The sequence below is a fragment of the Lysobacter xanthus genome, from assembly GCF_047159895.1.
In genome coordinates this window covers 14314-38826 of the sequence record NZ_BAAGAB020000022.1, presented here as the reverse complement: position 1 = coordinate 38826, position 24513 = coordinate 14314, and the positions used below count along the sequence as shown (strand labels likewise).

Genomic DNA, 24513 nt, shown 5'->3' with positions numbered 1-24513 from the left:
ATGCGAGAGTAGGTCATCGCCAGGGTCTTTATCCCCAAACCCCCATCCGTGAAAACGGGTGGGGGTTTGTCTTTGGGTGGCTAGGCGGGAGGGCGGCGGCACGACGGGCCGGGAAGAGTCGTGCGTGGACGGTCGAAGCCGACGGTGTTGCATCGTTGGCCACGAGCCGAAGCCGGCGAGTCCCAACAGATGTTTTCCGGCCGATTACGGCAGAAGCCGAACCGGAAGGCGGCGCCCTCTAGGACTACGAGCGCGAATTATCGCTGAGTAACTGGTCCGCCGCAGAAGCACGTCTGGACCGATGAAGGCGCGTTCGACGGCCACCGGAGTTCGCTGCCGTTTGGCACGGCCGATAAGCTCGACTGCGTAGCTACGGTAGAGCAGCTACGCCCCATCGATCCGCACACTTCCGCTGCGCGGCACTCGAACGGCGACTTCTGCATCGACAGGGATCCCGTGTCCGGCTCGTCGAGGCCGGACCCCGTTGCAACGGAGCTACAGGGTTCGAATCGTGTCGCCGCCCACGATGACCACGTCGGCCGGTCGACGTGCGAACAGGCCCACGCTCAGCACGCCCGGAATCTGGTTGATCGCGGTCTCCATGGCAACCGGATCGGTGATGCGCAGGCCGTGCACATCGAGAATCCAGTTGCCGTTGTCGGTAACCACGCCTTCTCGCCAGACGGGTTGTCCGCCCGTGAGCGCGAGGAGTTCGCGGCCAACGAGACTGCGCGCCATGGGCACGACCTCGACCGGCAGCGGAAAGCGGCCGAGCACGTCGACCTGCTTGCTCGGATCCACGATGCAGACGAAGCGCTGGCTGGCTTCCGCGATGATCTTTTCGCGCGTCAGCGCCGCACCGCCGCCCTTGATCAGGCGCTTCGCGAGATCGCATTCGTCCGCGCCGTCGACATAGAGCGACAGCGGACCGGTGGCATTGAGATCCAGCACCTCGATGCCGTGCCGGCGCAGCCGCTCGCTGCTCTGTTCGGAGCTCGAGACCGCTCCCTTGATGCGGTCGGCGTCGCGGCCGAGCGCATCGATGAAGTAGGCGACCGTCGAACCCGTGCCGACGCCGACGATCATGCCGTCCTCGACGTAATCCATCGCTTTTTCGGCGGCGAGACGCTTGGCTTCGGACATGGGTCTACTCGAGGGAAAGAAGAAGGGACCACTGCGCCGCGGAGACGGGCATCACCGACAGACGCGTGCCTCGTCGGATGAGGGCGAACTCCTCACCGAGGTCGTCCGCATGCGCGCGGATTTCGTCGAGCGGGATGATGCGGGCGAGCTTGCGTTCGAAGCGCACGTCGACGTTGAACCACCGTGGCTCCTCGCGCGTGGCTTTCGGGTCGAAGTAATGCGATTTCTTCTCGAACTGGGTCGGGTCCGGATACGCGTCGGATGCGACCGTCGCCACGCCGACGATACCGGGCGGGGCGCAGTTCGAATGGTAGAAGAGCACGCCGTCGCCCGGTCGCATCCCGTTGCGCATGAAGTTCCGCGCCTGGTAGTTGCGCACGCCGGTCCACGGCTCGGTGCCGACGCGTTCGAGGTCGTCGATCGAGAAAGCATCGGGCTCGGATTTCATGAGCCAGTAGCGGCGGCGGGCGCTCATCGTTCGGCCAGGTAGGTGGCGGATTCGGTGCAGACCGCGTCGAGCGGGACGTCCCATGCTGCCGGCACGAGCCGATCGACGCGTTGGAGCTCGTAGCCGACGCCGATCAGCACCGGACGTTCGGCCAGGTCGCGCACCGGGGCGAGCGTCCGGTCGTACCAGCCGCCGCCCATGCCGACGCGATGGCAGGCGCCGTCGAAGGCCACGAGCGGCATGACGATGGCGGACAGCGCGGACGGCTCCAGCAGTTCGTCGACCGCGACGTCGGGTTCCGGAATGCCGAAGCGATTGGTGACCAGCGTCGCGCCCGGGCGCCACGGCGCGAAGCCGAGCAGGCCGTCAGCGCGGAGCACTGGCAGGCAGTAGCGGTGTTCGGCCGAAAGCCCGGTCTGCCAGGCATGGAGGGCGATCTCGCCATCGACCGCCCAGTACCCCGCGACAAAGCCCGAGGGCGGCATGAGTGGAAGCGTGCACAGGCGCGCGCCCAACTGCTGCGCGGCCGCAATGCGGAATGCGGGGGAGAGCGCCGAACGACGTGCGCGGATGTCGCGGCGCAGCGCGGGAAGCTCGACGGCTGCGCTCATGCGCGCCGGCCCGCGAGGGCGGCGCGCGGGGCGGCGAAGAAGGTGTCCTCCACCATGCCGATGCGTGCGAAACGACCTTGAACCCGAGGTTCAAGTGGGAACGCTCGGCCATCTTCGGGCTTCCCGCTCGCGGGCGGGCATGCGCTCCAGATGACGGTCACGTTCCCGGTGTCGTTTTTAAGGGCCAAGGCGAATGTTTGCACACGCCGTCGCACACAGCAGAGGACGTGGAGGAAGTATACCCCGCAGTCGCGGCGCGGCACGGTCGCGTCGGTCGGCGGCTCGGTCGGAATTCAGGACGCCGCGCGGCATTTCGAGGCGATCGCCATCACGCATCGGCGACGGACCGCGATGCGCGGCCGGTCAGGAGGCCGCGCCGCCGGGCGCGTCGAGCAGGTCGTCCAGCCGACGATTCAGCATGCCCAGCGAATGCGCGATGTCGCGCTCGCGGCTGCCTTCGCTGCGGGCCTGCAGCAGCTCGTGCGCGATGTTGAGCGCGGCGAGCACGGCGATGCGGTCGACCGCCGCCATGCGGTTGCTGCCGCGGATCTCGCGCATTTTGCCGTCGAGGAGCTTGGCGGCGGCGACGAGCCCGTCGCGCTGTTCGGGCGTGCAGCCCACCGTGTACTCGCGATCGAGCAGGCGGACGTTGACGGGTTCGCTGGTGGTGCTCATCGGGCGCCTAGGTGTTCTGCTCGAGCGAGCGCAGTCGCGTGATCATCGCTTCGACCCGGATGCGGGCCTGCTCGTTCTTCGCGAGGAGCGCGGCGCGTTCGGAGACGAGCTCGGCCTGCTGCTGGCGCAGGCTGCGATTCTCGTCCTGGAGGCGGCGCAGGCGATCGCCGAGGTCGTCGATGCGGCGCGCCAGCCGGTGGATGAGCTCGAGCGTCTGGGGCCTGTCGTCCATGCCCCCACGATAGCAGCGCGACCGGGCGAATCAAGGCGCGTCGACGGGCTCCGGCTCGATGCGCGCCATCCGCTCCGACCACCGCCAGTCGCGCAGGAATCGCTCGCAGCTGACCGGATCGAGCGGCCTGGCAAGCCAGTAGCCCTGGATCTCGTCGCACCCGTGGCGCCGCAGAAAGGCGAGTTGTTCTTCGGTCTCGACGCCCTCGGCGACGACATGGAGGCCCAGCGAATGCCCCATCGCGATGATCGCGCTGGTGATTGCCTCGTCGTCTGCGTCGCGGGTGAGGTCGCCGATGAACTCGCGGTCGATCTTCAGCGCATTGATCGGCAGGCGCTTGAGGTAGGCGAACGATGAATATCCGGTGCCGAAGTCGTCGATCGACATGTGCACGCCGAGGTCGCGGATGGCGTGCAGCGCCGACCACGTCTCCTCCGCCATGATCACGCTCTCGGTGAGCTCGAGCTCCAGGCGATCGGGCGGCAGGCCGGTGTCGCCGAGCAGGCGTTCGATCGTGCCCGCGAGGTGCCCGCGGCGCAGCTGCAGCGCGGAGACGTTCACCGCCATCGCGATGTCCAGCCCCGAGGCACGCCACTGCTGCAACTGCAGGCAGGCCTGTTCGAGCGCCCATTCGCCGATCTCGAGGATCAGGCCCGACTCCTCGGCGAGCGGGATGAACTGCGCGGGCGAAACGGCGCCGAACTCGCCGGAATTCCAGCGCAGCAGTGCCTCGACGCCGACGATGCGCTGCGAGCCGAGCGACAGCCGCGGCTGGTAGACGAGCTGCAGCTCGCCGCGGTCGATCACCTTGCGCAACGCTGCGGACAGCGACGCGCGCCGGCGGATGTCGACGTCCATCGAGCCCGTGTAGCGCATGAACGTGCGACGTCCGACGGCCTTCGCCTGGTACATCGCCGTGTCCGCATGCTTCAGCAGGTCGGAGGGCGTGTCGGCGTGGTCGGGATACAGGGCGACGCCGATCGACGGCGAGATGATGACGTCGCGCAGGTCGCCCGCGTCGAGCGGCGCCTCGAACGCGGCCAGCAACTGCCGTGCGACCGCCTCCGCTTCGTCGATCGATTCGACGTGCTCCATGACCACGGTGAACTCGTCGCCGCCGAGGCGCGCGACCATGTGCTGGCCACCGACCGCATGCTGCAGGCGGCCGGCCGCGGCGCGCAGGATCGCATCGCCGGCCGCGTGGCCGAGCGAGTCGTTGATGTCCTTGAAACGGTCGAGGTCGAGGAACAGCACCGCGATGTGGCTGCGGTGGCGCTTGGCGCGGACGATCGCGCGCGACAGGCGTTCGAGCAGCAACGCGCGGTTCGGCAGGCCGGTGAGCGTGTCGTAGTTGGCGAGGTAGCGCAGTTCCTGCTCGGCGCGTTTCTGGTCGGTGATGTCCGACAGCACGGCGACCCAGTGGCCGCGCTGGCCCGCGTTGTCGAGCACGACGCTCGCCTGCAGCCAGCACAGGAATTCCGTGCCGTCCTTGCGGCGCTGCCAGAGCTCGCCCGACCAGCGGCCCTCGCGACGCAGCTCGTCGCGCATGTGCCGGTAGACGGCCTCGTCGTGCTGGCGGCTGTCGATCAGCGAGGTGGGCTGCGCGCGGATCTCGGCTTCGGTGTACCCCGTCATGCGGGTGAAGGCGGGATTGACCGACAGGAAGTGGAATTCGTCGTCGAAGACGGCGACGGCCTCGGCCATGCTGCGCAGCACTTCGCTCGCCACGCGACGCTCGCGCTCGGCGCGTCGCGTGGCGGTGATGTCGCGGGCGGTGCCGGCGACGCGCACCGCGCGCCCTTCGGCATTGCGCTCGACGACGCGGCCACGCGCCCGGATCCACGTCCAGCCGCCCCGGCGATCGTCGATGCGATGCTGCGATTCGAACACCGCCGCGTCGCCCCGCAGGTGCCGGCGCAGCTGCTCGCGCACGCGCTCGAGGTCGTCGGGATGGATGCGGTGGTCGTGCTCGACGAGCGTGTGGCTGGCGAGCGCGGGGTCGTCGCCCTTGGACTCGCCCGATTCGAGCCGGTGCATCACGCCGGTTGCGAGGTCGTAATCCCAGAACTGCTCGCCGGAGGCCCACAGCGCGAGCTTCAGTCGTTCCTCGCGCTCGCGCAGGCCGGCGAGGTGCGCGTGCTCGTGGCGTCGACGCTGCAGCCACTGCCACAGTGCGAACGCGATCGGCGCGAGCAGGAGGAATGCCGCGAGCAGCAGCACCGGCGGCTGTCGCCACAGCGGCGTCGCGACGTCGACCGGCAGCTGCAGGCCTTCCGCGGCCCAGCGTCCGGCGCGGTCGGTGGCCTGCGCGCGGAAGGTGTAGCGGCCCGGCGGAAGGTGGGTATAGGTGATCTCGCGCGCGGTGCCGTTGTCGATCCAGTCGGCGTCGAAGCCGTCCATGCGGTACCGGTAGCGCGGCCGTGCCGCCGGTGCGAAGTCGAGCGCACCGATGCCCAGCCGCACCATGTCCTCGCCGGCGGGGATGTGCAGCGCCGCAGGCGGCCACAGCGCGCTGCCGCCGTCGCGGTTGCCGAAGCGCGAGGACAGCAGGCGCAACGGGGCGCTGACCGAGCGATCGTCCGGGCGTCGCGGATCGACCAGGCTGACGCCGCGCACGCCTGCGAACGCCAGCCGGCCGTCCGCGAGCGTGCCGGCGCCGCCGCCGTTGAATTCGACGTCCTGCAGCCCTTCGCCGAGGCCGAACAGGCGGGCCTGGCCGGGGTCGGGCCGGTAACGCAGCAGGCCGGCGTCGGTGCCCGCCCACAGCGTGCCGCGCGGGGCCTCCTGCAGCGAGAAGATGATCAGCGTGCGCTGGTCGGGCAGGGCGGTGTCGAGCGGGCGGCGGAAGGCGAGGCCCCCGTCGGGCCCGGTGGCGACGGCCTCGCTGAGCCCGGCATGGGTGCCGATCCAGATGCGGCCGGCCGCGTCCTGGTACAGCGCCCGCACGACGTTGCTGGGCAGCGTGTCGGTGCGGTCGGGCGCATGCCGGTAGTGGCGCATCGTGCGCGTGGCCGGATCGAAGACGTCCAGGCCGTCGCCGGTGCCGAACCAGGCCCGGCCGCGACGGTCGACGAGCACGGTATGCACGTTGGGATGCGAGACGCGCGGGCCCGGGCCCGCCCCGGGCTCGAAGTGCTCGAGCGTGCCCGCCGCCGGGACGTAGTGATAGGCGCCGTCGCCGGACGTACCGAGCCAAAGCGACCCGTCGCCTGCCCGTGCGATCGAGCGCAGCACCGGCTGCGCGCCACCGGGCAGGGCGACGCGACGGATCGAGGCATCGCGCGGATCGAGCAGCACGAGGCCGGACGCGGTCGCCACCCACAACCGGCCGTCGCCGACCGGCTGGAAGCCCGCGATACGACCGCCGGGCGCCGGCAGTCGTGCGCTGAGATCGGTGAACGCCTGCGTGGCGAGGTCGTAGCGCAGCAGGCGGTCGCCGTCGGTGCCCATCCACAGCACGCCCGGCGTGCCGGTGACCGAGCGCACGCTGTCGTCGGCCGCGACGTTGCGGCTGGTGAGGCGGCCGGTGTCGGACACGAACGCGAAGCGCGCGCCGCGCGGATCGCCCACCGCCGCGCCGCGGTACTGGCCGCCGAGCCAGAGCATGCCGCCGCGGTCGACCATCATCGTGTTGACGCTGTTCTCCGGCAGCGTGCCGGCCACGTCGCGGTCCGAGCGCAGGGTGAGTACGTCGCCGGTCGCCGGGTCGTAGCGGCGCAGCCCATCGGGATAGACCGACAGCCAGAGGCGACCGTCGGGCGCACGGGCGAGCGCGCGGATCTGCGCGGCACTGCCGTCCGCCGGCCACGTCGGCTGGCGACGGTCGTCGAGGACGCGCTCGAGTCCGCGCTCGCCGCCGAGCCACAGGCGGCCGTCGGGCGCTTCGAGCAGCGCGTAAGCCGGCAGCGCCTCGCCCACGCGCGTGACGCGCGCGCCGTCCAGCCGGAACAAGCCTTCGCCGGTGGCGTACCAGAGCCGGCCGCGGCGGTCGCGCAGCAACTGCTGGTTCGGCGCGCCCGTGCGGTGGTCGCTGCTCAGCGCCAGCACGCGCGTGCGGCGACCCGTCGCCGGGTCGAGGCGGTCGAGCCCGGCCACGGTGCCCACCCACAGCGCCTCGCGCGTGGCGAGCAGGGCGAGCACCTGGCGGTCGGCGCGGCGGTCGGGCGTGGAGCCGAGGTAGCGGCGGATCGCCCCGGTGCGCAGGTCGAGACGCGCGACGTACTGCGAATAGGTGCCGACCCACAGCGACGTGTCGTCGCCCAGGGCGAGCGCGGTGACGAAGCTGTCGGGCAGGCTCGAGGGGTCCTGCGGGTCGTGGCGGAAGACGCGGTAGCGCTCGCCGTCGTAGCGGTGCAGGCCGCCCTGGGTGCCGACCCAGACGAAGCCGAGCCGGTCCTGCACGATGGCGCCGACCGAACTCTGCGTGAGCCCGCGCTCGCTGCCGACCGACTCGAAGTAGAACTCGCGCGTCGCCGAGCGCGCAGGCGCCGACGTCGCCAGCAGCGCAGCCAGCACGAGCATCGGAGCGAGGCAGGCCGTCCGCAGGCGGACGGTTACAGGGGCGCGCACAGGATTCGCGGCCGGGACGGGTCGGGGGAAAGTGTAGGTCGGGGCCTGCGTCCCCGCCAGAACCGGTCGGCGGAAGCCTCGCGGGGGCATTGCTACACTCGCGCCCCCTTGCCGTTTCAGCGATGCCCCGTGCCCCAGTCCGAACTGCCGTCCGTCGCCGACATCGATGCCGAGGCCGTGCGCCACGGTCTCGCCACCTCGCCGTTCGAACTGCACGGTGCCCTGTGCGGCTGGCTGGCCGGAGGTGGTGCGAACGAGCGCGCCTGGCTGGCGCCGGTGTTCGCCGACGCCGCCATGCCCGCCCCGGAGGCCGGCTCCGCGCTCGACCATCTGCGCGAGACCACGGCCGCGCAGCTCGGCGACCGCAGCTTCGAATTCGAACTGCTGCTGCCCGATGCGGACGCGCCGCTGGTCGAGCGCAGCGGTGCGCTGTTCGACTGGTGCCGCGGCTTCGTCGGTGCCTTCGGGCTCGCGGCGGGCACGGCCTCCACGTTGTCCGAGGAAGGCGGCGAAGCGCTTGCGGACCTCGCCAAGCTCGCCGCGGCCCAGCCGCAGGACGAAGGCGACGAGGAGGACGAGGAAGCGCTGGTCGAGATCGAGGAATTCGTGCGCGTCGCGGCCCTGCTGCTGCACGGCGACTGCGTGCTCGCCCGCGAGCACCGCCAGCGTCTGAACTGAGTCCACGCGGGCACCCGGGCGATCTCCGCCCGTGGTCCTGAGCCGGCGCCAGCGGTCTAACATCGCCACGATGGCCCGATCGACCTCCCCGTCCCCCCGTACCCCGTTCGCGCGTCGTCGCCGCCAGCTGATGCGCATGGCCGGCGAGGAGGCGATCGTCATCATCCCCGCCGCCGCCGAACGCGTGCGAAGCCGGGACACCCATTTCCCCTATCGGCAGGACTCGGACCTGCTTTACCTGACGGGCTTTCCCGAGCCCGATGCCGTGCTCGCGCTGATACCCGGCCGTCGCCACGGCGAGTCGATCCTGTTCTGCCGCGACCGCGATCCCGAGCGCGAAGGTTGGGATGGACCGCGAGCCGGCCCCGAGGGCGCGGTGGAGGCCTTCGGCGTCGACGACGCGTATCCGATCACCGACCTCGACGACATCCTGCCGGGGCTGCTGGAAGGTCGCACGCGTGTCTACTACCACTTCGGCCGCGATGCCGAGTTCGACCTCAAGCTGATCGGCTGGCTCAACCGCGTGCGCGCGCAGGTGCGCAGCGGCGCGCAGCCGCCGCACGAGTTCCTCGAGCTCGGCCACCTGCTCGACGAGCTGCGCCTGATCAAGGACGCCGGCGAACTGAAGCTCATGCAGAAGGCGGCGGACGTCAGCGTCGCGGCGCACCAGGCCGCGATGCGTGCCGCCAGGCCCGGCATCACCGAATACGAGCTGCAGGCCGAGGTCGAATACGTCTTCCGTCGCCATGCGGCGGTGCCCGCGTACAACAGCATCGTCGGCGCCGGCGCGAATGCCTGCGTCCTGCATTACGGCGCCAATGCCGCACGTTCGCGCGACGGCGACCTCGTACTGATCGACGCCGGCGCCGAAGTGCAGGGCTATGCGGCCGACATCACCCGCACGTTCCCGGTCAACGGCCGGTTCACCGCGCCGCAGCGTGCGCTGCATGAGCTCGTCGGCCACGCGCAGGCGGCGGCGCTGGCGCAGGCGCGCCCCGGCACGCCGTGGGATGCCATCCACGACGCCGCGGTGGCGACGCTCTCCGAAGGCCTGCTGCGCCTCGGCCTGCTCAAGGGCCGGCTCGAGAAGGTCGTCGCCGACGGCAGCTACAAGCGCTTCTATCGCCACAAGACCGGGCACTGGCTCGGTCTCGACGTACACGACGTCGGGGACTATCGCCTCGACGGCGAATCGCGCGTGCTCGAGCCCGGCATGGTGTTCACCATCGAGCCCGGGCTCTACGTCGATGCGGGCGACACGAGCGTCGACGCCAAGTGGCGCGGCATCGGCATCCGCACCGAGGACGACGTACTGGTGACGAACGACGGCACCCGCGTCCTCACCGATGCGCTGGCGCGTTCGGCGGACGAGATCGAGGCGTACATGGCCGGGGCCGGTGCCTGAGCCTGCGATCACGCTGCGCCCCGCGACGCGCGACGACGCGGACGCAATCCTCGCGCTCGTTCCGCGACTGGCCGCCACCGGAACGCCGCGCCTGCGCGACCGCACGCAGGTCGAAGCCGCCGATCTCGCAAGCGTCGCCGCAGCGCTGCGCGACGAGAGCGGCACCTGCGCGGTCATCGTCGCCGAGGTGGACGATGACCTGGCCGGCTTCATCCACGTTCGCCAGGTCCGCGATTACTACACGCAGTCCGACATCGCGCATGTCTCCGACGTCGTGGTCGCGCGCTTCGCGGAAGGCCGCGGCATCGGGCGCCTGCTGATGGCGCAGGCCGAGCAGTGGGCGCGCTCGCGGGGCCATCGCCTCGTGCAGCTTTACGTGCTGCCCGAAAACGGGCCGGCGCGCGGACTCTACGAGACGCTCGGCTACGTTCCGGAGTGGCTGAAGTACGTCAAGCCGCTGGACTGAGGCAGCGCCTCACCAGCTCGCGCCGTCGGCGACCAGCGCGCCGACGTGGATCGCGGCGCTTTCCGCGAGTGCCTGCAGGTCGTAGCCGCCCTCCAGCATCGAGACGATGCGGCCGCCGCAATGGCGGCGGGAGAGTTCGCGCAGCTGGCCGGTGAGCCACAGGTAGTCGACCGCCTCGAGTTCGAGCTGCGCGAGCGGGTCGCGCTGGTGCGCGTCGAAGCCGGCGGAAATGAACAGCATCTGCGGCGCGAACGCATCCACCGCGGGCAGCAGCGTTTCCGCCCATGCGCGCCGGAAGCCCTCGCTGCTCGTGCCGGGTGGCAGCGGCGCATTGAAGACATTGCCGACGCCGCGTTCGTCGACGTGGCCCATCTCGGGATACAGCGGAAGCTGGTGCGAGCTGCAGAACACGACGCGTGGGTCGCGTTCGAAGATCGCCTGCGTGCCGTTGCCGTGGTGCACGTCGAAGTCGACGATTGCGACACGCTCGAGGCCATGCACGTCGAGCGCGTGCGCGGCCGCCACCGCGATCGAATCGAAGAAGCAGAAGCCCATCGCGGTGTCGCGCGTGGCGTGGTGGCCGGGCGGGCGAACCGCGCAGAACACGCGGCGTGCGCGCCCCGACAGCACGGCGTCCACCGCGGCGACGCCCGAGCCTGCGCAGCGAAGTGCCGCTTCGGCGGCACCGGGCGAGAGGAATGTGTCGGGGTCCAGCTGCACGTTGCCTTCGGCCACCGGGGTGTCGAGCACCTGCCGGATCAGCGACTCGTCGTGCACGCGGCGGAGCTGCTCGCGCGTGGCGAGCGGCGCATCGGCCCAGGGCAGGTCGGGGTAGGTGTCGCGGATCGCATCGACGACGGCCGCGAGGCGCTCCGGGCGCTCGGCATGGCCGGGCGGCGGCACGTGCGCCGCGCAGGCGGGATGGGTGAGCAGCAGCAACGGAAGTGCGTCGGTCATGCGCGGATTGTCGCAGAGCCGCCGCGCGGATCAGCGGGCGGGCACGAACTCAGCCGTGCCGGCGCTCGTGGTTCCACAGCATTTCGCCATGGCCGCTGGCGCGGGCCAGCACGCGTGCCAGGACGAAGAGCAGGTCGGACAGCCGGTTGAGGTAGCGCACCGCTTCCGGCCGAACGGCCTCGACGCGCGCGAGCGCCACGCACTCGCGCTCGGCACGGCGCACCACGGTGCGCGCGATGTGGCAGCGCGCCGCGGCCTCGCCACCGCCCGGCAGGATGAAATCCTTCAGCGGCGGCAGCGGCTCGTTGAAGGCATCGAGCTGCTGCTCGAGGCGCTCGATGTCGGCATCGAAGATCGCGGCATGGCCGGGGATGCACAGCTCGCCGCCGAGGTCGAACAGCTGGTGCTGGATCGCCGTCAGCAGGCGCGCGACGTCCTCGGGCAACTGCGGGCTCGCCAGCACGAGCCCGATGCACGAATTCGCCTCGTCGACCGTGCCGTAGGCATCGACGCGCGGCGAATCCTTGCCGGTGCGCGTGCCGTCGCCGAGGCCGGTGGAGCCGTCGTCGCCGGTGCGCGTGTAGATCTTGGAGAGGCGATTGCCCATCAGCGCGTCGCGGTGGCGCCGCTGCGGCCGCGCATGAGCGACGTGGCCGCCATGTGCACCAGCGCGGCACCGGCGACGTACATCGCGGCGGTGCGCATGTACGGGAACAGCCACTGCACGTAGTTCTGCCACCAGCCGGCGACGGTCGGCGACTGCACCGAGTTCGACACCCAGTAGAAGCTGCCCTGGCTGATCAGCTGGCAGACTACCGTCGAGGCGACGACCGCGGCGCCGAGCAGGCCGAGCGAGCGGAGGTCGTTGGCCACGTTGCGACGGCGCAGCCACAGGCCGCCGGCCCACATCGCGAAGTAGGCCGGCACCAGCGCCCAGTACGCCGGCGACACGCAGTAGTGCTGCCAGAAGCTCGCGCCGCTGCGGGTGATCACCGCGTAGTCCACCGCGACGGCGAGCGCCATCAGCAGCGGGAACGCCCAGCGCGTCCACGTCGACAGGTAGAAGCCGCCGATGAAGAAGACGGCCCACGAGGCGTCCGGCACCGGCGCGAAATGGTTGATGCGCGTGGCCGCCATGAGCGCGGCGAGCAGCAGGAGGATCGGGGTGCGCGGGGCGGTCATCGGTGGCTCCGGAAAGCGGGGCCGGCGCGGAGCCGGCGAGGGCCGCATTCTAACGGAGCCGGTGCGGGCAGGCCGTATCATGGCGGACATGACCGCCGACACGCCGCGCCACCATGACCTCGTCATCGTCGGAGGCGGCCTGGTGGGCGCCAGCCTCGCCCTCGCGCTCGAGCCGCTGGGTCTCGACGTCGCGCTGGTCGACGCCGCACCGGCCGGTGCACTGCCGCCGGTCTTCGACCAGCGCTCGCTGTCCTTCGCCGAAGCCACCATCCACGCACTCGATGCGCTCGGGGTGCTGCCGCACCTGCAGGCGCACGGCGGGCCGATCCGGCGCATCGTGGTCAACCGCGAGGGCGATTTCGGCCAGGCGCGCCTCGAGGCCGCGCGCTACGGCCGCGATGCCTTCGGTCGCGTGGTCGTCGCCCGCGACTTCGGCGAGGCGCTCGAAGCGCGGCTCGACACGCTGAAAGGGCTCACGCGCTACCGTCCGGCGCGCTTCGTGGCGACGGCGCTCGACGGCGAGCGCCGCCGCGTGACGCTGCAGACGGCGGAGGGCGAGATCGTGATCGCCGCGCCGCTGGTGGTCGGCGCCGACGGCACCGCCAGCGGCGTGCGCGACGCGCTCGGCATCGGCGTCGACGAGCACGCCTATGGGCATACGCTGTTCGTCGCGCGGCTGCGCACCGAGCGCGCGCCCGACGGCACTGCCTACGAGCGCCTGACCGACGCCGGCCCGACCGCGCTCCTGCCGCGCGCCGATCGCCATTTCGGCCTCGTGCACGGCGTCGCCGACGGGGAAGCGGACGCCGTGGATGCGCTCGACGACGCGGCGTTCCTCGCGCGCCTGCAGCACCGGCTCGGCTGGCGGCACGGGCGCCTGCTCGACTGCGGCCCGCGCAGCCGTTATCCGGGCCGTCGCGTCATCGCGCGCGGCACCGTCGGCCCGCGTGCCGTGCTCGTCGGCAATGCCGCGCAGACGATCCATCCGCTCGGCGCGCAGGGCTTCAACCTCGGCCTGCGCGACGCGCTCACCCTCGCCGAGGAGATCGGCGCCGCGCTCGAAGACGGGCGCGACGCGATCGGCGGCGCGGCGATGCTCGACCGCTACGTCGCGCGTCGCGCCGAGGACCGCCGTCGCACGCTCGCCTTTTCCGACGGGCTTCTGAGGCTCGGTTCCGCGCGCGGCACGCTGGTGCGCCCGTTGCGTTCGCTGGCGCTGCTCGCGCTCGACCACCCGGCCTGGCTGCAGGCGTGGCTGGTGGGCGGCGCGATGGGCTATCGCGGCGACGTGCCGGCGCTCTGCCGCGGCGACGCGGCGAGGCGCAGCGCATGAGCCGGCGGGAGACGGTCGACGTCGCCGTGGTCGGCGGCGGCGTGGTCGGCACGGCCACCGCGCTCGCCTTCGCGCGCGACGGCTGGAGCGTCGCGCTGCTGGAAGCCCGTGCGCCCGCGCCCTGGCGGCGCGATGCGCCGGACCTGCGCGTCTACGCGCTCGCGCCCGACAACATGGCGCTGCTCGACGCGCTCGACGCCGGGGCGTCGATCCGCGCCGCGCGCGCCACGCCCTACCGCCGCATGGAAGTCTGGGACGCGGCGGGCGGCGGCGTGCTTTCGTTCGACGCCGACCGTTTCGGCCGGCGGGAACTCGGGTGGATCATCGAGAACGACCTGCTCGTCGACCGGCTGCAGGCGGCGCTCTCGCGCGAGGACGTCGAGCAGCACGTGCCGGCGAGCGTCGTCGCCTTGGAACAGGACGAGTCGCGCGCGACGTTGAAGCTCGAGGACGGGCGTCGCCTGCGTGCGCGGCTGGTGGTGGCCGCCGATGGCGCCGCCTCCACGCTCCGCACGCTCGCCGGCATCGATGCGCCCACGCACGACTATGCGCAGCAGGGCCTCGTGGCCTACGTCGACGCGGAAGCCCCGCTGCAGGCTACCTGCTACCAGCGCTTCCTGCCGACCGGACCGCTCGCGTTCCTGCCGGTCGGTCCGCACCGGGCCTCGATCGTGTGGACGCTGCCGACCGAGGAGGCGAACCGGGTGCGCGACGTCGATGACGAGGCCTTCGCGATCGCGATCACGGACGCGTCCGGGGGGCGGCTCGGCTGCGTGACGCCGGCGTCGGCGCGTGTGGCGTTTCCGCTGCGTCGGCGCCTGGCCGCGCGAGCGCTCTGCGGGCGCCTGGTGCTGGTGGGCGACGCGGCCCATGCGGTGCATCCGCTCGCCGGGCAGGGCGTCAACCTCGGCCTGCGCGACGTCTCGGCGCTGCGCGCGGCATTGCCCAGGCCGGGTCGCGATGCCGACCCGGTGACCGCGCGGCTGGAGCGGTGGGCACGCGAACGGCGCAGCGATACCACGCGCGCGGCGCTGGCCTTCGAAACGATCAATCGCGTGTTCTCGAACGATGCGCTGCTGCCCACGCTGCTGCGCGGCCCGCTGCTGGGCCTCGCGGGCCGCCTTCCGCCGCTGCAGCATCGGCTCTGGCGCGAGGCCGCCGGCCTCTGACCCCGGAAACGACGATGCCCCGCCGGAGCGGGGCATCGCGTTCAACGTCGAGGCGACAGGCTTAGCGCGTGCGGCCCGAGGTCGACGACCAGGCGTCGAATTCGGCCTGCGAGAGCTGGCCGTCGCGGTTCCTGTCGAGCGTGCGGAAGCGGGCGCCCAGGCGCGACTGCACCGCGGCTTCCTTCGACGTCAGCATGCCGTCGCCGTTGACGTCGAGCAGCTGGAACGCGTTCGCCATGCCGACGCCCGAGAGCGCGTCGCCCACCGGCAGCGAGTTCTTGGTGAGGCCACCGGCCGCGATCCAGCCGCGCAGCTCGTCGGTCGCGATGCGGCCGTCGCTGTTGGTGTCGATCGTCGCGAACTGGTTGTTCAGCGCGATGTTCGCACCGGCCTCCTCGCGGCTCAGGAAGCCGTCGTGGTTGGTGTCGAGCACGTTGGTGTCGATGTGGAAGCGACCCGCGCCCGTCATGTGGCGGTAGTCGGCCATCGCACCCGGTGCGGAGGTCGCGATGCGCGCATTGGCCGAGGCGTTCGCCGAGACCGGGACGTCGGTGGTGACCGTGGTGGTCGTGTCGGTCGCCGCCTGCGCCGCGGCGCTGTGGCTCGCGGCACGCGTCGCGGCGCGGCTCGCCTGACGGGCCGAAGCGCGGGCCTCGTCGGCCGCAGCCTCCTTGTTGATGCCGTCGCGCGCGCCGGCGACGGCGCCCATCGCGTCCGCGGTGCGGTCGACGGTCTCGTTCTTGGCGTCCTCGGCGGCGACCGCGGCCTGGTGCGCTTGATGCGCGGCGACGTCGTCGCCGGTGGCGGACGCGTCCTTCGCAGCCTCCTTCGCGATCTTCGCGTCGAGGCGCGCATTGCGCGCCGCGTCCGCGGCGACGTCCTTGGTGATCTTGGCGGCGACCTTCGCGCGGGCCTCGGTGGCGCGCTGGGCAAAGGCGGGGGTGGCGACACCGAGTGCGGTGACCAGTGCGACGGCGAGGGTGCTCGTGCGGAGAATGTTCATGTGCGGGCCTTCCACGTCTAGGGATCGCCCTGACGCTAGGCGCCGCGCGATCAACCGGACGTGCAAGCGGCCGCGATCCGCGGAATCGCGTCAGCGGGCGGACAGCAACGTGTCAGTCGCGTAGACGCGCGAAGACCGTGATCTCCTCGCGGTCGTGATACAGCTGGCGCGCCCGCCAGTCGACCGGCTTGCCGACTTCCTGTTCGAACAGTTCGAGGCACTGTCGTGTCTCGTCCCAGCGCTTCTTCATCGGCAGCTTGAGGTTGAAGATCGTGCGGCGACACCAGCCCTCGCGCAGCCACGTCGCCATGCGCGATGCGACACGGCGCGGCTGCTCGACCATGTCGCAGACCATCCAGTCGAGCATGCGCTTGGGCTGCCAGACGAAGCCGTCCGCGCGCAGATGCTCCACGCGTCCGCTGTCGAGCAGGTCCTGCGCGAGCGGGCCGTTGTCGATGCTCATCACGCGCAGGCCCTGGCGCATCAGCACCCAGCTCCAGCCGCCCGGCGCGGCGCCCAGGTCGGCCGCGTACATGTGCTCGGTGAACCATTCCTTGCGCTCGTCCGCGTCGAGCAGCGTGAGGAACGCTTCCTCGAGCTTGAGTGCGGAGCGGCTCGGCGCCTGCGTGTTCATGCGCAGGCGGGGAATGCCCATCGGCCAGTCGCTGCCGTCGGCCGGGTCGACGATCGCGAGGTGCGCGTGGTCGCCCGATTCCAGCAGCACGTGCAGCCGGGCGCGTGTCGGCGAGTCGATATGGGTGAGCCATCCCGCTTCGCGCAATGCGGGACGCAGGGCATTGCCGAGGGCACGCGCGAGTGCGGCAAGCGGTTTGCCGTCGTCGCTGTCGGGGTGCTCCACGCGCACGTCGCCGAAGCGCAGTTCGGGACGGCCGAGCGTCGCCGCCATCGCATCGACGATCGCGCCGACACGGTCCGGCCGCGCGGCGGTGCCGGCGCCGAGGGTCGGCAATTCCGCGAAGGCGACGAGCTTCTGCCGCGCGAAGATCAGGTCGCGGAAGGGCAGGGCGGCCGACAGGCCTTCCACCTCGTCGCAGACGAAACGCACGAAGCCGCTGCCGCGCTCGGTGCGGGCATATCCGGCGAAGCCCGCGGCGCCGGCGCGCTCGGTGAGCTCGGCGGCGAGTTCGGGCTCGAAACCCGCGCGGCAGTAGCCAAGCAGGGACGGTTGCGCGAACAGGGCCGGGCGGTTCATGCGTTCAGTACCGGGCGCCGCCGGCGCTCGAGTAGCCGCGCAGCACGTCGCAGGCGGCCTCGCGCTGCACGTCGCGCACCACCTCGATGCCACGACGCTCGAGTTCGCCGACCCAGTCGGCCGGCAGCGGGCCTTCGTCGAATTCGGTGAGCGACTCCACGTCCTCGCTGCGCGCGCCGATGAGCAGGCGATCGACGCCGGCCCAGACCGTCGCGCCATAGCACTGGCAGCAGGGCTGGGCGGACGTCGCGAGCGTGATGGGGCCGACGCGTTCGCCCGGCGCGATCTCGTTGAGCCGGGCGCGTTGCGTGCGTTGCTGGGCGAGCATGTAGGCCATCGTCTCCGCATGCGCGACCGAGCACGCATGCGGCAGCACGCGATTGACGCCGACGGCGACGATGCGGTCGTCCGGGCCGAACACCGCCGCGCCGAACGGGCCGCCGCTCGCGGCCTCGACGTTCCGGCGCGACAGCTCGATCGCGAGCGCGACCTTGTCGTCGTCCGTGGGGAACACGCGCGACGTGTCGATGTCGTGGACCCAGGCCGGAAGGGTCAGGTGGACCTGCGCGTAGAGCATCAGTTCGTCATCATGAGGTTGCCCTCGCACTGGCCGGCGACGCAGCTGCACGATTCGATCGGCTTGAAGCCGCAGATCGAGGCGCGTCCTTGCTTCGCGCACTGTGCCTTCACGGCGGCCGGGTCGACGGGGGCTTTCACGTTCACGCAGGCCGGCGCCGAGCCGCAGCAATTGCCGACGTCCTTGATCGCACAGTCGGCGTCCGTGCGGCACGCCCTGCTCGGCGCCGCGGGATTGGCCTTTTCGGCGCGTTCGGGCGGCAGCGGGTCGCTCATGGACGGCGCGTGCAGCGGACGCGCCGGTGCCGTGGCGGGTGCAGCCGTCACGGGCGCGGGAGACGACGCGGCAGACGTGCGCTGCGGCGCCGGGGCCGCAGCGGCTGGCATCGGAGCAGCAGCCGGCGTTGCCCCCGTCGCACCGGGCTGCGCGCAGCCGGGCAGTAGAACGGCGAGCGTCAGCATGATCGCGAACAGAGTGGGGCGCATGGCGATTCTCCCAGTTAGGACGGTCAAGCCTTGCCCGACCACGTGTCGCGCAGCGTGACGCTGCGGTTGAACACCGGACGGTCGGCACGGTGGTCGTAGCGGTCGGCGACGAAATAGCCGATGCGCTCGAACTGCACGCTGGTCTCCGGGGCTAGCTGCGCGGCGGCCGGCTCGACGTAACCCGTCACCACCCGGCGCGATTCCGGGTTCATGTAGTCGCGATAGGTCTTGCCGTCCTCGTCCGTGTCCGGATCCGGCACGGTGAACAGGCGGTCGTACAGGCGGATCTCGGCTTCGACCGCATGCGCGGCGCTGACCCAGTGGATCGTGCCCTTGACCTTGCGGTTCGCGCCGTCCATGCCCGGGCGCGATTCGGGATCGAGCGTGCAGCGGACTTCGACGACGCGGCCGTCGGCGTCCTTGACCACCTCGTCGCAGCGCACGATGCCCGCGCCACGCAGGCGCACGTCACCGCCGACGGTGAGCCGCTTGAAGCCCTTGGGCGGCACTTCCTCGAAGTCCTCGCGCTCGATCCACAGCGCGTTGGAAAACGGCACGCGGCGTTCGCCCGCCGACTCGTCCTTCGGATGGTTCGAGAACGTGAGCGCTTCCTCGTGGCCCTCCGGCAGGTTGGTGATGACGAGCCTGAGCGGATCGACCACGCCCATGCGGCGCTGCGCCGCCGCGTCGAGGTCGTCGCGCAATGCGCCTTCGAGGATCGAGAGGTCGAGCAGCGAGTTCTGCTTGGAGATGCCGACGCGGTCGACCATCAGCTTCAACGCGCCCGGTGTGTAGCCGCGGCGGCGGATGCCCTGCAGCGTCGGCATGCGCGGATCGTCCCAGCCATCGACGAGGCCTTCCTGCACCAGCGCCATGAGCTTGCGCTTGCTCATCACGAGGTAGTTGAAGTTCAAGCGCGAGAACTCGATCTGGCGCGGCTTGCTGGCTTCCCGCGGAAAGCCCTTCGCCAGCAGCGGTTCCAGCAGTCCGGGATGGCCGGCGAGATCGACCCGGTCCACGCACCAGTCGTACAGCGGGCGGTGGTCCTCGAACTCCAGCGTGCACAGCGAATGGGTGATGCCTTCGATCGCATCGGAGAGCGAATGCGCGAAGTCGTACATCGGGTAGATCGGCCAGGCGTCGCCGGTGTTCTGGTGCTCGACGTGCTTGATGCGGTACAGGGCCGGGTCGCGCAGGTTGATGTTGCCGCTCGCCATGTCGATCTTCGCGCGCAGGGTGCGCGTGCCGTCGGCGAATTCGCCGGCGCGCATGCGGCGGAACAGGTCGAGGTTCTCCTCGACGCCGCGATCGCGGAACGGCGAGGGCCGACCCGGCTCGGTGAGGGTGCCGCGGTACTCGCGCACCTGCTCGGCGGTGAGGTCGTCGACGTAGGCGTCGCCCTGGCGGATCAGCTGCTCGGCCGCCAGGTAGAACACCTCGAAGTAGTCCGACGCATGGCGCAGCGAATTCCACTCGAAGCCCAGCCACTGCACGTCGTCCTGGATGGCCCGCACGTACTCGGGGTCTTCCTTCGCGGGATTGGTGTCGTCCAGCCGCAGGTTGCAGCTGCCGCCGAATTCCTGCGCGATGCCGAAGTCGAGGCAGATCGCCTTGGCATGGCCGATATGCAGGTAGCCGTTGGGCTCCGGCGGGAATCGCGTGCGGATCGCCCGGTGCTTCCCGCCGGCGAGGTCCTCGCGGACGATCTGGCGGATGAAGTCGTTCTTCACGCCGGACTCGGGCGCGGAATTGTCGGGCGATGCGGACATGCAGGCTTGCAACCACGTGGGGAAGCCCGCAGTTTAGCGAAGAAGGCCAGTCCGGCCCGCCGCGAGGCCGCGATGAAGCCCGTCTACGACGCCGCGAACCTGATCGACGCCCATCTCGTGCGCCACGCGCTCGAGGACGCGGGCATTCCCGTCTTCATCCGGGGCGAGGCGCTCACGGGCGGCATCGGCGAACTGCCGCTCTACGGCATGGTGCAGGTCTGCGTGCCCGAGGCCGCCTGGCCCGAGGCCGAGGCGGTGGTGCGTGAGCTCGATTTCGGCCAGCCGCCGGACACGGCGAGCGATGCGGACTGGGATCCTGGCCTGCAACCGGCCTGAACGCATCCACCGCGCCGGGCGCGTCGTAACCGCTTCGCCACACCGCGTTCGCGGCCACGATGCTGCGCTCGTCCATCGCCGGTCACCGGCCGAGGAGTTCGACATGCTCGACAAACTGCTGGGAATCGGTGCCTACAAGCAGCGCCTGCCGCGCGAGGGCGAGGCCCTGCCGGGTCGCGACACGCCGATGCGCGTGGGCCATGCGCACCACGTGCACGGCCGGCCGATCCAGGGCGACTTCGCGGGCTTCGAGCAGGTGCAGTTCGGGCTCGGCTGTTTCTGGGGCGCCGAGCGCCTGTTCTGGACGATTCCCGGCGTGCACACGACCGCGGTCGGTTATTCGGGCGGCGCCACGCCGAACCCGACCTATCGCGAGGTCTGCAGCGGCATGACCGGCCACACCGAGGCGGTGCTGGTGGTCTACGACCCGGCGCAGGTGTCGTTCGACGCGCTCCTCAAGGCGTTCTGGGAAGGCCACGACCCGACGCAGGGCATGCGCCAGGGCAACGACACCGGCACGCAGTACCGGTCCGCGATCTACTGCACGACCCGGGCGCAGCACGAGGCCGCGATCGCCAGTCGCGATGCCTACCAGCAGCGCCTGCGTGAGGCCGGCCTGGGCGACATCACGACCGAGATCGCCTACCCGGCGCCGACGTTCCATTACGCCGAAGACGAGCACCAGCAGTACCTGTCGAAGATCCCGAACGGCTATTGCGGGCTCGGCGGGACGGGCGTGAGCTGCCCGATCGGGAACGCGGTCGGCCCGGCCTGAGGCCTGATCCCGGACTCTGGTTCCGCGCGATCGCGGCGTCACGCCATCGCGCGCGGTTTGCCGCGGGCTCGGGGATCAGAAGCGCGTCAGGCTGCAGACGTAGATGACTTCGCAGGCGCCGTCGCCGGTGTCCTCGCGCGACGTCGAACTGCGCCATGTCCAGCCGTCGGGCGCCTCGGCAGCCACCAGCCATCCGTCGAAGCGCACGCGGTCGCCTTCGCGCACCGAATCGAGCGCGCGCGCGACGGATTCGTCGCCGGGGATCAGGTGCATGTTCGCGCTCGAGCGGACGATCTCCCCGGGCGGGATCGGCGGATCGCCGCTCCAGCGGTAGCGATACCAGCGGCCGCCCTGCGAGATGTCGAGGTGGTCGAGCACCGCGTCCTCGCGCATGCGGCCCCAGCCGAGCGCGAGATCCGTGGGCGACAGGTCCGCCTCGCGGCCGCTGTCGTAGTCCTGTCGCGACAGGACGCGCGCGTCGACGCTGAAGCCGGCGAGTGGTCGCAGCGTCGCTGCGCGCAGGCGGAACGGCCCGACGTCGGAGGTGAGCGAACTCTGCAGCGGTTCGGCGAAGGCGCGGACGGCCGCCGGGCGCGGGCAGGCGACGGGGCCGGCGGCTGGCGACGGCGCGGGGTGGTGCGGTCGGGGCCCCAGCGTCTTCCAGCCGCCGACGAGGGCGGCCACCAGCACCAAGCCGATCGTCAATCGACGCACGCGACTCAGGCCCCGCGGCGACGTCGCGGAGCGGGCGTCGGCGCGGGCGGCGCCAGCAGCCCGGCCGGCAGGCGACGGAACTCGGCGGCGAGGCCTTCGAGGAACGCGCCCATGGCCGAGCTTCGGCGCCAGACCATCGCGATGCGCCGATGCGGCGCGTCGCCACGGAACGGGATGAGTGCGAGGTCCGGCGACGGTGGCACCGGCGGCTGCACGGCCAGCATCGGCAGCAGGGTCATGCCGACGCCTGCGGCCACCATCTGCCGAAGCGTTTCCAGCGAGGTCGCACGGAAGCCCTCGCGCTCGCCCGCGCCCGCGAGCCGGCAGACGTCGAGCGCCTGGTCGCGCAGGCAGTGGCCTTCCTCCAGCAGCAGCAGGTCGGCGTCGCGCAGGTCGGCATCCTCCAGCGTGCCCCGGGCGGCCATCGGATGCGTGCGCGGCACCGCGAGCACGAAGGGTTCGTCGAACAGCGGCTCCACGCGCAGCTGTTCGTCATGGATCGGCAGCGCGAGGATGCCGGCGTCGAGCCGCCCCTCGCGCAGACGCTGCAGGATCTGGTCGGTCTTCTCCTCGACCAGCAGCAACTCCAGCCGCGGGAAGCGCGTGCGCACCTGCGGCAGCACGTGCGGCAGCAGGTAGGGCCCCAGCGTCGGAAACAGGCCGAGGCGCACGGTGCCGGCCTCGGGATCGCGCGACCTGCGCGCGACCTCGGTCATCTGCTCGACCTCCGCGATGATGCCGCGCGCGCGGTCGGCGACCTCGTGGCCCACCGGCGTGAGCATCACGCGGCGCGGCGCGCGCTCGACCAGCGACACGCCGAGCTCGTCCTCGAGCTTCTTGATCTGCGTGGAGAGCGTGGGCTGGCTGACGTGGCTCGCCTGCGCGGCGCGGCCGAAATGACGGTGGTCGGCGAGGGCGACGAGGTAGCGGAGGTCACGCAGATTCATGCGGGAATGGTAGGCGGCGGTGGCGGTGGGCGCCATCGAAGGCGGCGTTTCGATTCAGGCGGTCGATGGTGAACAAGCGAAAGGCCCGGACGCGACGCGCCGGGCCTTCCCGGGACGCCGACCGCTTCGGACGGTCGACATCGCCACGCGCGGCCGGAAGGCTCCGGCGCGCTGCGTCCGGTCACGCGGCCTGGCGCGTCGCCTCGGCGGGCGCGGAGGTGCGGATCAGGTGGTCGAACGCGCTGAGCGCGGCGGTCGAGCCGGCCCCCATCGCGATCACGATCTGCTTGTAGGGCACGGTGGTGGCGTCGCCCGCGGCGAACACGCCGGGCACGTTGGTGGCGCCGCGGTCGTCGATCACGATCTCGCCGCGCGCGCTGAGCTCGACGTCGCCCTTGAGCCATTCCGTGTTCGGCAGCAGGCCGATCTGCACGAAGACGCCTTCGAGCTCGATCGTGCGCAGTTCGCCCGAGGCGCGGTCCTTCACCACGAGGCCGGTCACCTTCGCGCCGTCGCCGAGCACCTCGGTGGTCTGGCCGTTCACCACGATCTCGACGTTCGGCAGACTGCGCAGCTTGCGCTGCAGCACCTCGTCCGCGCGCAGCCTGGTGTCGAACTCGACCAGCGTGACGTGCGCGACGATGCCCGCGAGGTCGATCGCCGCCTCCACGCCCGAATTGCCGCCGCCGATGACCGCCACGCGCTTGCCCTTGAACAGCGGGCCGTCGCAGTGCGGGCAGTAGGCCACGCCCTTGTTCTTGTACTGCTCCTCGCCGGGCACGCCCATCTGCCGCCAGCGCGCACCGGTCGACAGGATCACGCTCTTCGCGCGCAGCGTCGCGCCGTTGCCGAGGTCGATGCCGACGAGCCCATCGGCGCCCGCCGCATGCAACTTGGCTGCACGTTGCAGGTTCATCACGTCGACCTCGTACTCGCGCACGTGCTGCTCGAGCGCGGTGGCGAGCTTCGGGCCCTCGGTGTACGGCATGGAAACGAAGTTCTCGATGCCCATGGTGTCGAGCACCTGGCCACCGAAACGCTCGGCGACGACGCCGGTGCGGATGCCCTTGCGCGCGGCGTAGATCGCCGCCGCCGCGCCGGCCGGGCCGCCGCCGACGACGAGCACGTCGAACGCCTCCTTCTTCGCGATCGACTCGGCCGCGCGCGACGCCGCGCCCGTGTCGAGCTTGGCGAGCACCTGCTCGACCGTCATGCGGCCTTGGTCGAACGGCTGGCCGTTGAGGTAGATCGTGGGCACCGACATGATGCCGCGCGCCTCGACCTCGGCCTGGAAGAGCGCGCCGTCGATGGCGACATGCTTGATGTTCGGGTTCAGCACGCTCATCAGGTTCAGCGCCTGCACCGTGTCCGGGCAGCTCTGGCACGAGAGCGACATGTAGGTCTCGAAGACGAACGCGCCCTCGAGGTCGCGCACCTGGTTCTGCACGTCCTCGTCGAGCTTGGGCGGATGGCCGCCGACCCAGAGGAGGGCGAGCACGAGCGACGTGAACTCATGGCCCATCGGGATGCCCGCGAAGCGCACGTCGATGTCGGTGCCGGCGCGCACGATGGCGAACGACGGCTTGCGCGCATCGTCGTCGGCGCGCTCGAAGCTCACCCTGTCGTTGAGTGCGGCGATGTCGCGCAGCAGTGCCTCGAGCTCACGCGAGGCGTCGGAGTCGTCGAGCGATGCGACGAGCCGGATCGGCTGCTGGAGCTTCTCGAGGTAGGCGGAGAGCTGGGACTTGAGGCTGTCGTCGAGCATGGCGGGCTCCATGGCGAACGGAAGGGAATGCGGCGCGCGAAAGGCGCCACGAAGACGGCGG

Annotated in this window: 24 protein-coding genes and 1 other RNA gene; 7 read left to right on the top strand and 18 right to left on the bottom strand. The window is 71.2% G+C overall.

Annotated features, from left to right (window positions below; genetic code table 11):
* Positions 1–495: 495 nt before the first annotated feature.
* The 7 genes from rpiA to ACY35P_RS07725 all read right to left on the bottom strand — a co-directional run bounded on the left by rpiA (position 496) and on the right by ACY35P_RS07725 (position 7678).
* Positions 496–1143, bottom strand: a complete 648-nt coding sequence (gene rpiA / locus ACY35P_RS07755) for a ribose-5-phosphate isomerase RpiA (RefSeq protein WP_462115258.1) — start codon at positions 1141–1143, stop codon at positions 496–498.
* Between the two features lie 4 nt (positions 1144–1147).
* Positions 1148–1618, bottom strand: a complete 471-nt coding sequence (locus ACY35P_RS07750; protein ID WP_462115257.1) for an EVE domain-containing protein — start codon at positions 1616–1618, stop codon at positions 1148–1150.
* Positions 1615–2202 carry a 5-formyltetrahydrofolate cyclo-ligase gene (locus ACY35P_RS07745; RefSeq protein WP_462115256.1) on the bottom strand — a complete coding sequence of 196 codons (588 nt, stop codon included), beginning with the start codon at positions 2200–2202 and terminating at the stop codon, positions 1615–1617. The genes ACY35P_RS07750 and ACY35P_RS07745 overlap by 4 nt, the downstream gene beginning before the upstream one ends.
* Positions 2203–2244: 42 nt before the next feature.
* A non-coding RNA gene (gene ssrS, locus ACY35P_RS07740) (6S RNA) lies at positions 2245–2430 on the bottom strand.
* Between the two features lie 135 nt (positions 2431–2565).
* Positions 2566–2877, bottom strand: a complete 312-nt coding sequence (locus ACY35P_RS07735; RefSeq protein ID WP_462115255.1) for a cell division protein ZapA — start codon at positions 2875–2877, stop codon at positions 2566–2568.
* A 7-nt stretch (positions 2878–2884) separates the two neighbouring features.
* Positions 2885–3109, bottom strand: coding sequence for a TIGR02449 family protein (locus ACY35P_RS07730; protein ID WP_462115254.1), 225 nt, complete (start codon positions 3107–3109; stop codon positions 2885–2887).
* 30 nt (positions 3110–3139) lie between these two features.
* Positions 3140–7678: an EAL domain-containing protein gene (locus tag ACY35P_RS07725; protein WP_462115253.1), complete on the bottom strand. Its 4539-nt coding sequence runs from the start codon at positions 7676–7678 to the stop codon at positions 3140–3142.
* Between the two features lie 129 nt (positions 7679–7807).
* On the opposite strand from ACY35P_RS07725, the gene ACY35P_RS07720 reads away from it, so the two are divergent.
* The 3 genes from ACY35P_RS07720 to ACY35P_RS07710 all read left to right on the top strand — a co-directional run bounded on the left by ACY35P_RS07720 (position 7808) and on the right by ACY35P_RS07710 (position 10227).
* Positions 7808–8356, top strand: coding sequence for a UPF0149 family protein (locus ACY35P_RS07720; protein ID WP_462115252.1), 549 nt, complete (start codon positions 7808–7810; stop codon positions 8354–8356).
* A gap of 70 nt (positions 8357–8426) precedes the next feature.
* Complete coding sequence (locus ACY35P_RS07715; RefSeq protein WP_462115251.1) at positions 8427–9761, top strand: aminopeptidase P N-terminal domain-containing protein; 1335 nt, start codon at positions 8427–8429, stop codon at positions 9759–9761.
* Positions 9754–10227 carry a GNAT family N-acetyltransferase gene (locus ACY35P_RS07710; protein WP_462115250.1) on the top strand — a complete coding sequence of 158 codons (474 nt, stop codon included), beginning with the start codon at positions 9754–9756 and terminating at the stop codon, positions 10225–10227. The genes ACY35P_RS07715 and ACY35P_RS07710 overlap by 8 nt, the downstream gene beginning before the upstream one ends.
* A 9-nt stretch (positions 10228–10236) precedes the next feature.
* Here the strand turns inward: ACY35P_RS07710 and ACY35P_RS07705 are convergent, their stop codons facing one another.
* The 3 genes from ACY35P_RS07705 to ACY35P_RS07695 all read right to left on the bottom strand — a co-directional run bounded on the left by ACY35P_RS07705 (position 10237) and on the right by ACY35P_RS07695 (position 12366).
* Positions 10237–11166: a histone deacetylase family protein gene (locus ACY35P_RS07705; RefSeq protein ID WP_462115261.1), complete on the bottom strand. Its 930-nt coding sequence runs from the start codon at positions 11164–11166 to the stop codon at positions 10237–10239.
* A 67-nt stretch (positions 11167–11233) separates the two neighbouring features.
* On the bottom strand, positions 11234–11791 hold the full coding sequence (locus ACY35P_RS07700; protein ID WP_462115249.1) for a cob(I)yrinic acid a,c-diamide adenosyltransferase: 558 nt from the start codon (positions 11789–11791) through the stop codon (positions 11234–11236).
* Positions 11791–12366, bottom strand: coding sequence for a hypothetical protein (locus tag ACY35P_RS07695; RefSeq protein WP_462115248.1), 576 nt, complete (start codon positions 12364–12366; stop codon positions 11791–11793). Before ACY35P_RS07695 ends, ACY35P_RS07700 begins: the two co-directional genes overlap by 1 nt.
* A gap of 79 nt (positions 12367–12445) precedes the next feature.
* Here ACY35P_RS07695 and ubiH point away from each other — a divergent pair, with 79 nt between their 5' ends.
* Positions 12446–13699, top strand: coding sequence for a 2-octaprenyl-6-methoxyphenyl hydroxylase (gene ubiH / locus ACY35P_RS07690; protein WP_462115247.1), 1254 nt, complete (start codon positions 12446–12448; stop codon positions 13697–13699).
* A complete protein-coding gene (locus ACY35P_RS07685) occupies positions 13696–14868 on the top strand; it encodes an FAD-dependent oxidoreductase (protein ID WP_462115246.1) in 1173 nt (390 codons plus the stop codon). The genes ubiH and ACY35P_RS07685 overlap by 4 nt, the downstream gene beginning before the upstream one ends.
* 61 nt (positions 14869–14929) lie before the next feature.
* Here the strand turns inward: ACY35P_RS07685 and ACY35P_RS07680 are convergent, their stop codons facing one another.
* The 5 genes from ACY35P_RS07680 to ACY35P_RS07660 all read right to left on the bottom strand — a co-directional run bounded on the left by ACY35P_RS07680 (position 14930) and on the right by ACY35P_RS07660 (position 19915).
* Complete coding sequence (locus ACY35P_RS07680; RefSeq protein WP_462115245.1) at positions 14930–15871, bottom strand: EF-hand domain-containing protein; 942 nt, start codon at positions 15869–15871, stop codon at positions 14930–14932.
* A gap of 112 nt (positions 15872–15983) precedes the next feature.
* Positions 15984–17084, bottom strand: a complete 1101-nt coding sequence (gene rlmM / locus ACY35P_RS07675) for a 23S rRNA (cytidine(2498)-2'-O)-methyltransferase RlmM (RefSeq protein ID WP_462115244.1) — start codon at positions 17082–17084, stop codon at positions 15984–15986.
* 4 nt (positions 17085–17088) lie between these two features.
* Positions 17089–17661 (bottom strand): nucleoside deaminase, encoded by a 573-nt coding sequence (locus tag ACY35P_RS07670; protein WP_462115243.1) that lies wholly within the window; start codon positions 17659–17661, stop codon positions 17089–17091.
* A complete protein-coding gene (locus ACY35P_RS07665) occupies positions 17661–18122 on the bottom strand; it encodes a hypothetical protein (protein ID WP_462115242.1) in 462 nt (153 codons plus the stop codon). Before ACY35P_RS07665 ends, ACY35P_RS07670 begins: the two co-directional genes overlap by 1 nt.
* Before the next feature lie 47 nt (positions 18123–18169).
* Positions 18170–19915: a glutamine--tRNA ligase/YqeY domain fusion protein gene (locus tag ACY35P_RS07660; RefSeq protein WP_462115241.1), complete on the bottom strand. Its 1746-nt coding sequence runs from the start codon at positions 19913–19915 to the stop codon at positions 18170–18172.
* Between the two features lie 72 nt (positions 19916–19987).
* On the opposite strand from ACY35P_RS07660, the gene ACY35P_RS07655 reads away from it, so the two are divergent.
* Positions 19988–20251, top strand: coding sequence for a putative signal transducing protein (locus ACY35P_RS07655; protein ID WP_462115240.1), 264 nt, complete (start codon positions 19988–19990; stop codon positions 20249–20251).
* A 115-nt stretch (positions 20252–20366) separates the two neighbouring features.
* Complete coding sequence (gene msrA, locus ACY35P_RS07650) at positions 20367–21026, top strand: peptide-methionine (S)-S-oxide reductase MsrA (protein WP_462115260.1); 660 nt, start codon at positions 20367–20369, stop codon at positions 21024–21026.
* Positions 21027–21101: 75 nt separating this feature from the next.
* Here the strand turns inward: msrA and ACY35P_RS07645 are convergent, their stop codons facing one another.
* The 3 genes from ACY35P_RS07645 to ahpF form a co-directional block, all read right to left on the bottom strand.
* Positions 21102–21740, bottom strand: coding sequence for a hypothetical protein (locus ACY35P_RS07645; RefSeq protein WP_462115239.1), 639 nt, complete (start codon positions 21738–21740; stop codon positions 21102–21104).
* 5 nt (positions 21741–21745) lie between these two features.
* Positions 21746–22687: a LysR substrate-binding domain-containing protein gene (locus ACY35P_RS07640; RefSeq protein ID WP_462115238.1), complete on the bottom strand. Its 942-nt coding sequence runs from the start codon at positions 22685–22687 to the stop codon at positions 21746–21748.
* 181 nt (positions 22688–22868) lie between these two features.
* On the bottom strand, positions 22869–24452 hold the full coding sequence (gene ahpF / locus ACY35P_RS07635; protein WP_462115237.1) for an alkyl hydroperoxide reductase subunit F: 1584 nt from the start codon (positions 24450–24452) through the stop codon (positions 22869–22871).
* Positions 24453–24513 lie beyond the last annotated feature (61 nt).

Excerpts from the sequence above, each read along its gene's own strand:
- rpiA (WP_462115258.1), bottom strand. The coding sequence starts at position 1,143 with ATGTCCGAAGCCAAGCGTCTCGCCGCCGAAAAAGCGATGGATTACGTC.
- ACY35P_RS07750 (WP_462115257.1), bottom strand. The coding sequence starts at position 1,618 with ATGAGCGCCCGCCGCCGCTACTGGCTCATGAAATCCGAGCCCGATGCT.
- ACY35P_RS07745 (WP_462115256.1), bottom strand. The coding sequence starts at position 2,202 with ATGAGCGCAGCCGTCGAGCTTCCCGCGCTGCGCCGCGACATCCGCGCA.
- ACY35P_RS07735 (WP_462115255.1), bottom strand. The coding sequence starts at position 2,877 with ATGAGCACCACCAGCGAACCCGTCAACGTCCGCCTGCTCGATCGCGAG.
- ACY35P_RS07730 (WP_462115254.1), bottom strand. The coding sequence starts at position 3,109 with ATGGACGACAGGCCCCAGACGCTCGAGCTCATCCACCGGCTGGCGCGC.
- ACY35P_RS07715 (WP_462115251.1), top strand. The coding sequence starts at position 8,427 with ATGGCCCGATCGACCTCCCCGTCCCCCCGTACCCCGTTCGCGCGTCGT.
- ACY35P_RS07700 (WP_462115249.1), bottom strand. The coding sequence starts at position 11,791 with ATGGGCAATCGCCTCTCCAAGATCTACACGCGCACCGGCGACGACGGC.
- ACY35P_RS07695 (WP_462115248.1), bottom strand. The coding sequence starts at position 12,366 with ATGACCGCCCCGCGCACCCCGATCCTCCTGCTGCTCGCCGCGCTCATG.
- ubiH (WP_462115247.1), top strand. The coding sequence starts at position 12,446 with ATGGCGGACATGACCGCCGACACGCCGCGCCACCATGACCTCGTCATC.
- ACY35P_RS07685 (WP_462115246.1), top strand. The coding sequence starts at position 13,696 with ATGAGCCGGCGGGAGACGGTCGACGTCGCCGTGGTCGGCGGCGGCGTG.
- ACY35P_RS07680 (WP_462115245.1), bottom strand. The coding sequence starts at position 15,871 with ATGAACATTCTCCGCACGAGCACCCTCGCCGTCGCACTGGTCACCGCA.
- rlmM (WP_462115244.1), bottom strand. The coding sequence starts at position 17,084 with ATGAACCGCCCGGCCCTGTTCGCGCAACCGTCCCTGCTTGGCTACTGC.
- ACY35P_RS07670 (WP_462115243.1), bottom strand. The coding sequence starts at position 17,661 with ATGCTCTACGCGCAGGTCCACCTGACCCTTCCGGCCTGGGTCCACGAC.
- ACY35P_RS07665 (WP_462115242.1), bottom strand. The coding sequence starts at position 18,122 with ATGCTGACGCTCGCCGTTCTACTGCCCGGCTGCGCGCAGCCCGGTGCG.
- ACY35P_RS07660 (WP_462115241.1), bottom strand. The coding sequence starts at position 19,915 with ATGTCCGCATCGCCCGACAATTCCGCGCCCGAGTCCGGCGTGAAGAAC.
- ACY35P_RS07655 (WP_462115240.1), top strand. The coding sequence starts at position 19,988 with ATGAAGCCCGTCTACGACGCCGCGAACCTGATCGACGCCCATCTCGTG.
- ACY35P_RS07640 (WP_462115238.1), bottom strand. The coding sequence starts at position 22,687 with ATGAATCTGCGTGACCTCCGCTACCTCGTCGCCCTCGCCGACCACCGT.
- ahpF (WP_462115237.1), bottom strand. The coding sequence starts at position 24,452 with ATGCTCGACGACAGCCTCAAGTCCCAGCTCTCCGCCTACCTCGAGAAG.